The organism is Photobacterium sp. R1, from assembly GCF_054600795.1.
This window is the reverse complement of sequence record NZ_BAAHZP010000056.1, coordinates 1-582: the sequence shown is the minus strand read 5'-3', so window position 1 is coordinate 582 and position 582 is coordinate 1. Positions and strand designations below refer to the sequence as shown.

The window sequence follows — 582 nt, the reverse complement described above, 5'->3', positions numbered from 1 at the left end:
AACTGTGCTCGGACTGATTGGGCAAAGCACCGCCATTGGTGAAGGACTGGGCATCGCGGCGAAAAGCTTTATCAACAGTGACGCCGAACAACGCGTGATTATTCTGCTCAGTGACGGTGCAAATACTTCCGGTGTTATCAATCCGATGGAGGCGGCAAAGCTGGCCGCTGAAAACAAGGTCAGGATATACACAGTCGGTATAGGTGCCGAGGAAATGGTGCAGCGCAGCTTTTTTGGTGATCGCATGGTTAACCCCTCTCAAGATTTAGACGAACATGCGCTGACCCAAATCGCCGCACTCACTGACGGTCAATATTTCAGGGCAAGGAATCCACAGGAATTAGCCAGCATTTACCAGTCAATCAATGATCTGGAACCTGTATCAACCGCTCAGCAAACCTGGCGGCCAAGAGAAGAGCTGTTTCGCTTCCCGCTGGCAGGCGCGTTGCTCTTCAGTGTCCTGCTGGCAATCAGTTGGAGGCGAAATGGCTGATTTTACTTTCTTGCATCCTTATTGGTTACTGGCATTGATTCCGTTAGCTGTCCTCTTGTTCTGGCTGGCTCAACGCCGTGCACAGTCCG

1 protein-coding gene is annotated in these 582 nt (G+C 51.5%); it reads left to right on the top strand.

The window, feature by feature from the left end; genetic code table 11:
- Positions 1-493, top strand: a 493-nt coding sequence (locus ACYP03_RS23915) for a VWA domain-containing protein (RefSeq protein ID WP_459782350.1), incomplete at its 5' end; no start/stop codon positions are given.
- Positions 494-582 lie beyond the last annotated feature (89 nt).